This is a genomic window from bacterium, from assembly GCA_019695335.1.
Taxonomy (GTDB): domain Bacteria; phylum CLD3; class CLD3; order SB21; family SB21; genus JABWBZ01.
Map to the genome: position 1 here is coordinate 1 of JAIBAF010000106.1, position 7141 is coordinate 7141.

Consider the following 7141-nt stretch of genomic DNA (forward strand, 5'->3'; position numbering starts at 1 on the left):
GAAATTGCCAAACGTTCGCGCGGAACGCCTCGGATCGCCAATCGTCTTTTAAAACGTACTCGCGATTTTGCGCAGGTTCAGCAAAAATCAATTATCGATAAAAGTATTGCTGATTTTGCATTGCATGCACTGGAAGTGGATGAGCACGGATTAGATGATATGGATAAAAGAATTTTAACTGCTATTATTGAAAAATTTAGCGGCGGACCTGTTGGGGTAGATACGATTGCTATTTCGGTAGGCGAAGAACCCGGAACTATCGAAGAAGTTTATGAACCGTTTTTAATTCAAAAAGGATTTATGAAACGAACGCCGCGGGGACGCGAAGTCACGGCTTTAGCGTACGATCATTTGAAATTGAAACCGCGTCGCCATTCCAAACAAGGCGACCTTGAGCTTTGAAATTATCGTTTTTTCTGTAAAGACAAAATTTCCGTGAATTCATAATAGGTAATTCCATCAATGACGTTTTTCTTAACGCGATAACCGTCCAGCATTGTATCGAGCAACACTTCCGTTTCCGTCAAATCCTTTTTCAAAAAATTAGCCGTGTCCGTCACCGTCAGCCTTCCTTTCCTCATTGCCGCCAGTTGAATCACATCGCTGCGTAATTTATCCTCCGACGGCATTAATTCCGGAAAGTCGTAGGTAATGCTTCCGTCGAGCGATAATACCGGCTGTCCTCCGTAATCCTTGGCCAGATTTTCCAACATTTTCTGGGCTTCATTTTTTGAAATCCGATATCGCATCATTACATCACCGAGCCGCAATGTGCCCTGATTATTTTTAATCAAATCAAAAATTTCATTTTCCCGTTTCTTCCGGATAGACTGAAGCCGATTGCTCCGTGAACGGATGATTACGACAACAACTAATCCGATTCCTCCAATCACGACCCAAAATTCCAATGATTGAACGAGTGCAATCGCCGTTTTTTGAAACGAAAAAGGGACAGGGTTGATCTTAACGCTCAGAAAATCCGCTCTCAATCCCTTCGATGTGAAAAAACCAAATCCGCCGTTTGATGACGTAATATCCTTCAGTCGAGTTAGTTCCGTGCCATTCAGAATAAAAACGATTTCTGCGCCTTCGGCGATAATTTTTAAGTTTTGAATACCGCTTTTTTCAAAAGTTACGGGCGTTGGTATGTGCAATTTTGAAATATTAGAATTGATGCGCTTATCGATATAATAATTCCCATCATCCGTTAAATAAAACCCCAAAGCATCTTCAATCCCCGACATGCGAAAGAGCAGGCCAACCGCGCCATCCTTAGCCCATTGACTGACCCGAAAATTGACTTCATAAATAAAGTCTGGCTCGTTCCCCGATGATAAAGTAAAATGATCGCTTTGCGGATCGGCCATGGCATAATACCCTTTCTCGTAATGCGCAAATTCACTTTCAGATAACCACCTGACCGATTTATCGTAAAAATTTTCAATAACCCACGCCGACGGATCGCCGGGAAAATCCGCCTCGCTGTTTTTATTCTCAGGCGCAAAATCATACTGCGGCGAAGGCGCCGAACCAAATGCATAGACTTTTATATCGTCAAAATGTGCATGAACGCTGTCATACGCAACAAAGCCGATCCTTCCCCTCTTAAAAACAGGGTGGCGCGCTTCATCGACAAAAGTTCCGTTGATATATAATTTTATTACATCATTTTTACAGTCAATTCTTAAAAAATTGACGCCATTCAGCTGAATGAGATCGGATTTTTTCCAAGGTATGATATTAAACCAATTTGATAATTCTTGCCCGCCTAAGAGATAATAACCTCCGGCTGAAATACAGAAAGCATAAAAGTTATCAATATCACGGGCGCGGAAAATCAAACCATAACCCCGATCGTCGGAACCTGACAGAAATTCTGTTTTGATTTCGGCTGTAAAATTGTCGTAATCCGTATTGAGATTAATACTCCATCGTCCATTCTTGGCAAAAATGTGATAGGCGCCGTTTTGGTAATTAGCATAAGCGGAATTAGACCAATCTTTTTCCGTATCAAAATGATCTTCGTAGCGTAACTGGGCATCTACGGAGCAGAAAGCCGTCAACACAATGATTGTAAAAACAATTTTCATAGGATCACCGCATCACTTAAGTGTTTAGAATATTCCGCAATATTTTTGCCGTTGATTGAGGGTCTCCCGATCCCATCAAAGCTGAAATAACCGCAATGCCTTTGGCACCTGAATTCTTTAAAACAGCTGCGTTGGATTCATTAATTCCGCCGATCGCTACGCAAGGAATGGCGACAGACGAGCAGATTTGTTTCAATCCTTCGCTTCCAATGACGCCTTTGATATTGGTTTTAGTGCTGGTCGGAAATACCGTTCCGACACCGAGATAATTGGCGCCACGGGATTCGGCGCTCCGGGCTTCCTCAACAGTATGCGCAGAAAGTCCGATGATTTTGTCCGATCCTAATAACGAGCGAGCGCTTTCAATCGGCATGTCGTCGTCTCCGAGATGAACGCCATCCGCATCTACGGCTAACGCGACATCAATACGGTCATTGATAATCAATGGTACATGAAATTGACGTGTTATTTCCAATAACAATTTAGCCGTTTCAATCATCAAACGTGTCGTCTGATGTTTTGCCCGCATTTGAATGATTGTTGCGCCTCCTTCTAACGAGCGACTGACAATCTCATTCAGCGAATATGGTCCGCTCATTGAAGGATCGGCAATCAGGTAAAGTGAAAGATCGAATGTTTTCATAGATAAAAAACTCCCGATCATAACTGACCGGGAGTTTCAATGCTCAATCTGTTTTTAGATTTACAACGGTGTGTTGACGTCGAAATTTTCGAGATGGTATGCCACACGCTGAATGAATTGTCCGCCGAGCGCGCCGTCGACTACGCGGTGATCGTACGACAATGATGCATACATGATCGGGCGAATTGCGATGGAATCTTCTCCGTCTTCATTTTCAATGACCACCGGACGCTTTTTGATCGCTCCGACGCCCATAATGGCAACCTGCGGCTGATTAATGATCGGAAATCCCGCAGTCGTTCCAAACACGCCCATATTCGTCAGGGTGATTGTGCCATCTTGAATTTCATCTGGTTTTAATTTTTTTGAACGAGCCCGCAACGCCAGATCGTTGGCCGCGCGGCAAATACCCGTCAGATTCAACGTATCCACGTCTTTAATGACCGGCACGATCAACGCCGTATTATTTTCAATCGATACGGCCATGCCGATATTAACATAATTTTTCTTGATGATCGTATTGCCCTCGACAGAAATATTGATCATTGGAAAATCTTTGATAGCTTTGACCATCGCATCGATCAAAAACGGCGTGAAAGTTAATTTAAATCCTTCGCGCTTCTCGAACGTATTTTTATGCTTATCACGGAACTTGACGACATGCGACATATCCACTTCTGTGAGGGAATAAACATGAGCCGACGTATCGATACTGCGGCGCATGTGTTCCGCGGTCAGTTTGCGGATATTGTTCATTTCGATCAATTCCGAACGTTCGCGATTAAAGCCGTATTTGACTTCCGCCACTTGTTTAGCAGCCGTTGTCGAAGCCATTGTTGTTCCAACTGCACCGCCTTTTGGACGTCTCGTAAGATACGCCAAAATATCATTTTTGGTCACCCGTCCGTTTAAACCGGTTCCGGGAATCGTTTCTAATTCGGCAACCGAGATACCTTCAACTTTTGCAATGTTGCGTACGAGAGGAGAATAAAAACGCGACCCGTTACCGCCAGTTGCGACTGTTGCTGCGACAGTAGTTGCAACAGCGGCGGTTTGTTTTTGAAAATCGTCAATGGAACTGGAGAAATGCATCGGCGATTCTTGTTTGGTTTCTACTTTTGTTTCAACTTTAACTTCCGCTTTCGGAGCAGGAGTTGTTGAAGGAGCGGATACAGCCGCTGAGGCATCGGTCTCGATTCGGGCGATCAACGTGCCAACCGAAACCGTCTCGCCTTCAGGCACCAAAATTTCAGCCAGAACGCCTGCAGACGGTGATGGAATCTCCGAATCAACTTTGTCGGTACTTATTTCCAAAACGGTTTCATCTTTGGCAATTTTATCGCCAATTTTTTTATGCCACTTCAGAATCTTGCCTTCAGCAATACTTTCTCCCATTTGCGGCATTACCATATCTACTTTAGCCATAATATATTCTCCGATTGTTGTATATGAGTTAAATGAAATTTCAAATTTGTCCTTCGTCCATCAGGCGGCATCCTTCCATCAGGAGATTCATCGTAGACATCGGGATCATTTCATGTGTATTCATGTTTTCGGGATCTTTGAATTTAAAAATAAAGCTGCCTTCTTTGATCGTCAGGATCCGATACACGGCATGTTCGCCTTGAAGATTTTTTCCACTATGCGTATGAGCCGCCGAATAAATTTCGCCATTGTTAACTTTAATCGTTCCTTCGCCGCCATTATCTCCCACGATCGACAAAACCCCGGTCTTTTTACCGAGATTGATCATTTGGATCAATTCGATCGGATTCAGATAGGATAACTTTCCCGATAAATCCGACAGGGCGTTCTTCACACGGTTAATCTCAGTCGTCACGGCTTCATCAAGCGTTGCGATTTCCGCCCAATGCCCGTATCGGTCCAATAACGTTTTTCGGTCGAGAAAATTCAAAATAAAACTGCCCACCCGAATTTTATCACCCACTTCCAGAAGCCTTTGAGTTATTTTTTCTGTATTCACAAAAGTACCATTCGTACTTTGTAAATCAGACAAAAGGAACTGGTCGTTCTGGCAACGGATCGAAGCATGTTTTCTGCTAACGTACGGAGATTGTAGTACAACGGTGTTTTCCAAAGCACGCCCTATGTATACCACTTCTTTCGGGTCAACAAAACATGGCTTTACATTGGTTCCAACCAAAAAATACGCCGCATTCATACGGTTACGGTTAGATGAAACGAGGCTGAATTAATGCAACTCTTCTGAAACGCCCCAAAATAGGAGTTTCCATTGATTATATCAATATGTCTTTTTGCTTATGTTAAAATCCCCATAACACAAATGCGCTCCAAAATGCCGGGTGATTCCACTCTTTATGGCGTATCATATCCATCTTTGCAGAACGCAATGCCGTGGCCGTGTCGAGCGATCGGATCCAATGAGTGTAGAAACGTTCCATAAAATAAGCTGTGGCCGCATCGTTGACCTTCCACGCCGTCGACACGACTGAACGGCTTCCCGCCGCTAAAAATGCCCTTGTCAATCCCAACATGCCTTCACCCCGGAGCAATTGACCGGTAGCCGTTTCGCAAGCCGACAGGACAACCATTTCGGTTCTCAGTTTCATATTCTCAATGTCACTGACTGTCAATCGCGATTCTTCATGCGATGAATCGGAAATTAATAAAAATGATTGTTCCGGTCTTTCAGGATTATTGACCGCATGCGTCGCAAGATGCAATAAATTAAAATCAGAAATTTCTCCCTTCATACCGACTTCAAATTTGTTCGATAATATCTCGATGATTTTTTTCTGTTCCTTCGCTGCAAATGGCAACGCCTCGAATTTTTTTCCGTCATGCCAAAGTTTGGATTCGTTCGAAGGCGCCGCTAAAACGCATGCTGTTCTCAATTCGCGCGACCGGGCGGCCAAATGGTTAAATACGGCAATCGACGGAGCGTATCGAATGGAATGGGTTTCAATCAAATAGCCCGAATCGTTTTGCAACGTTTCGAATGGAAGAAAACACAATGCTGCATCAGGAATTATCACAACGTGTTTATAATTTTGCAATTGTTGTGAAATCGGAGCAATAAGATAGCGATATAACTTTCTTGAAAAGCGTTCAATTTGTTTGGGCTGACTTAATCGATTAGCCAATAGTCCCACATATTCCGTTATTGTCCCTTGAATATCTTTGGAACCGGAAAGAGTTGCTAGCCCGATCATACGTGATGATTTAAAAAAAGCATAAGCACTATCGTCGTAAAGAAAATATTCGACGCATACAACGGAATCCGGCATTGATTTCTCCGAATCAATTTTCAGCCAATCACTTAACGAACGCGACTTGGAAAGTTCAACTGATTTTAATGCGCTTTCAATGGAGTCTTCCTGTATAAGCCATGCTGCAAATGATCGATATACATTCAAACGATCGCCTTCAAGAAAATGCAGAGAAAGCCGTGCGTCTTCTAAACGCTCTCGGGACGCTTCCACCGCGTGTATCGCTGCGCGATATAACGAATCGGTTTTTTGTTTCATCCCTTTCAGACTCGTAATGCGTGCTGCCTGATACAATGGAACCCATATTTTTTTTAACAATTGATGATGCGTGAGAGTGCGGATCGCTTGAGTAAAATATTCCAGCGCACGATCGAGATCATGCATATCCTCTTGGCAAATTCCTTTAGCAACGGATATTTCAGCCAGTTCTTCAAACCGGGATAAGCGGCGATATAACGATGCAGACATTTCAAGAGTACTCAGACATGAATCAAGTTTACGTTCTTCGTAATAAATTTCAGCTAAATTGAACAACCAGTCGGCTTCACCGAGCGGATCGCGAAATGATTGGGCAATAGCAATGGCTTGTTGTAAATTTTTTTTCGCAGCATCAAATTGTTTCAGCTGAAGATAGGCATAGCTTTGATTGCCTAATACCATACCGATATTCGACGAATCAGCGGCTTTTACACAACATTCGTATGATAACCGGTAATAATCAAGCGCCTGTCGATAATCACCGATTTCATTATACACATTGCCAATGTTCATATAATCCGCAGCCATGTCCATTGTACGGGATTGCTTTATCGATAATGTTAATGCTTGGCGGTAGAATTCCAATGCCTGTTGGTAATTGCCTGTCGATCGGTTTACAATTCCAAGATTGGTCAGAACATGAGATTCAATGTCTGATTTTAAGCTTTGGGCAAGTGCAAGCGCACTCTGCAAGTATTCAACAGCTTGAGCATATCTCGCCGTACGAAAACACAAAGTGCCATAGAAATTCAAACAACGCACATATGCTAGCGTGTCCTGTTGCCTGCTTAAATACGCCCGTGAAGGCTTAAGCAGCATTTCAGCACGATCGTAAGAACCCGCTTCGATTAAGACTTGTGAGAAATCGATGAAATATTTGAAACGATAAAGAGTATCTT

At 43.2% G+C, this 7141-nt stretch carries 6 protein-coding genes; 1 reads left to right on the forward strand and 5 read right to left on the reverse strand.

Features of this window, described 5'->3' with window-relative positions:
- Positions 1-402, forward strand: a 402-nt coding sequence (locus tag K1X84_16310) for a Holliday junction branch migration DNA helicase RuvB (GenBank protein ID MBX7153193.1), incomplete at its 5' end; no start/stop codon positions are given.
- A gap of 2 nt (positions 403-404) precedes the next feature.
- Here the strand turns inward: K1X84_16310 and K1X84_16315 are convergent.
- The 5 genes from K1X84_16315 to K1X84_16335 all read right to left on the reverse strand — a co-directional run.
- Positions 405-2090, reverse strand: a complete 1686-nt coding sequence (locus tag K1X84_16315) for a hypothetical protein (GenBank protein ID MBX7153194.1) — start codon at positions 2088-2090, stop codon at positions 405-407.
- A gap of 16 nt (positions 2091-2106) precedes the next feature.
- Positions 2107-2733 carry a thiamine phosphate synthase gene (gene thiE / locus K1X84_16320; protein ID MBX7153195.1) on the reverse strand — a complete coding sequence of 209 codons (627 nt, stop codon included), beginning with the start codon at positions 2731-2733 and terminating at the stop codon, positions 2107-2109.
- 60 nt (positions 2734-2793) lie between these two features.
- Positions 2794-4158, reverse strand: coding sequence for a 2-oxo acid dehydrogenase subunit E2 (locus tag K1X84_16325; protein ID MBX7153196.1), 1365 nt, complete (start codon positions 4156-4158; stop codon positions 2794-2796).
- Between the two features lie 40 nt (positions 4159-4198).
- A complete protein-coding gene (locus K1X84_16330) occupies positions 4199-4915 on the reverse strand; it encodes a DUF4388 domain-containing protein (GenBank protein MBX7153197.1) in 717 nt (238 codons plus the stop codon).
- Positions 4916-5018: 103 nt separating this feature from the next.
- On the reverse strand, positions 5019-7141 hold a 2123-nt coding region (locus K1X84_16335; protein MBX7153198.1), incomplete at its 5' end, for a CHAT domain-containing protein.

What these genes read in the sequence shown, in the direction of transcription:
- K1X84_16315 (MBX7153194.1), bottom strand. Translation starts at nt 2,090, where the DNA reads ATGAAAATTGTTTTTACAATCATTGTGTTGACGGCTTTCTGCTCCGTA.
- thiE (MBX7153195.1), bottom strand. Translation starts at nt 2,733, where the DNA reads ATGAAAACATTCGATCTTTCACTTTACCTGATTGCCGATCCTTCAATG.
- K1X84_16325 (MBX7153196.1), bottom strand. Translation starts at nt 4,158, where the DNA reads ATGGCTAAAGTAGATATGGTAATGCCGCAAATGGGAGAAAGTATTGCT.
- K1X84_16330 (MBX7153197.1), bottom strand. Translation starts at nt 4,915, where the DNA reads ATGAATGCGGCGTATTTTTTGGTTGGAACCAATGTAAAGCCATGTTTT.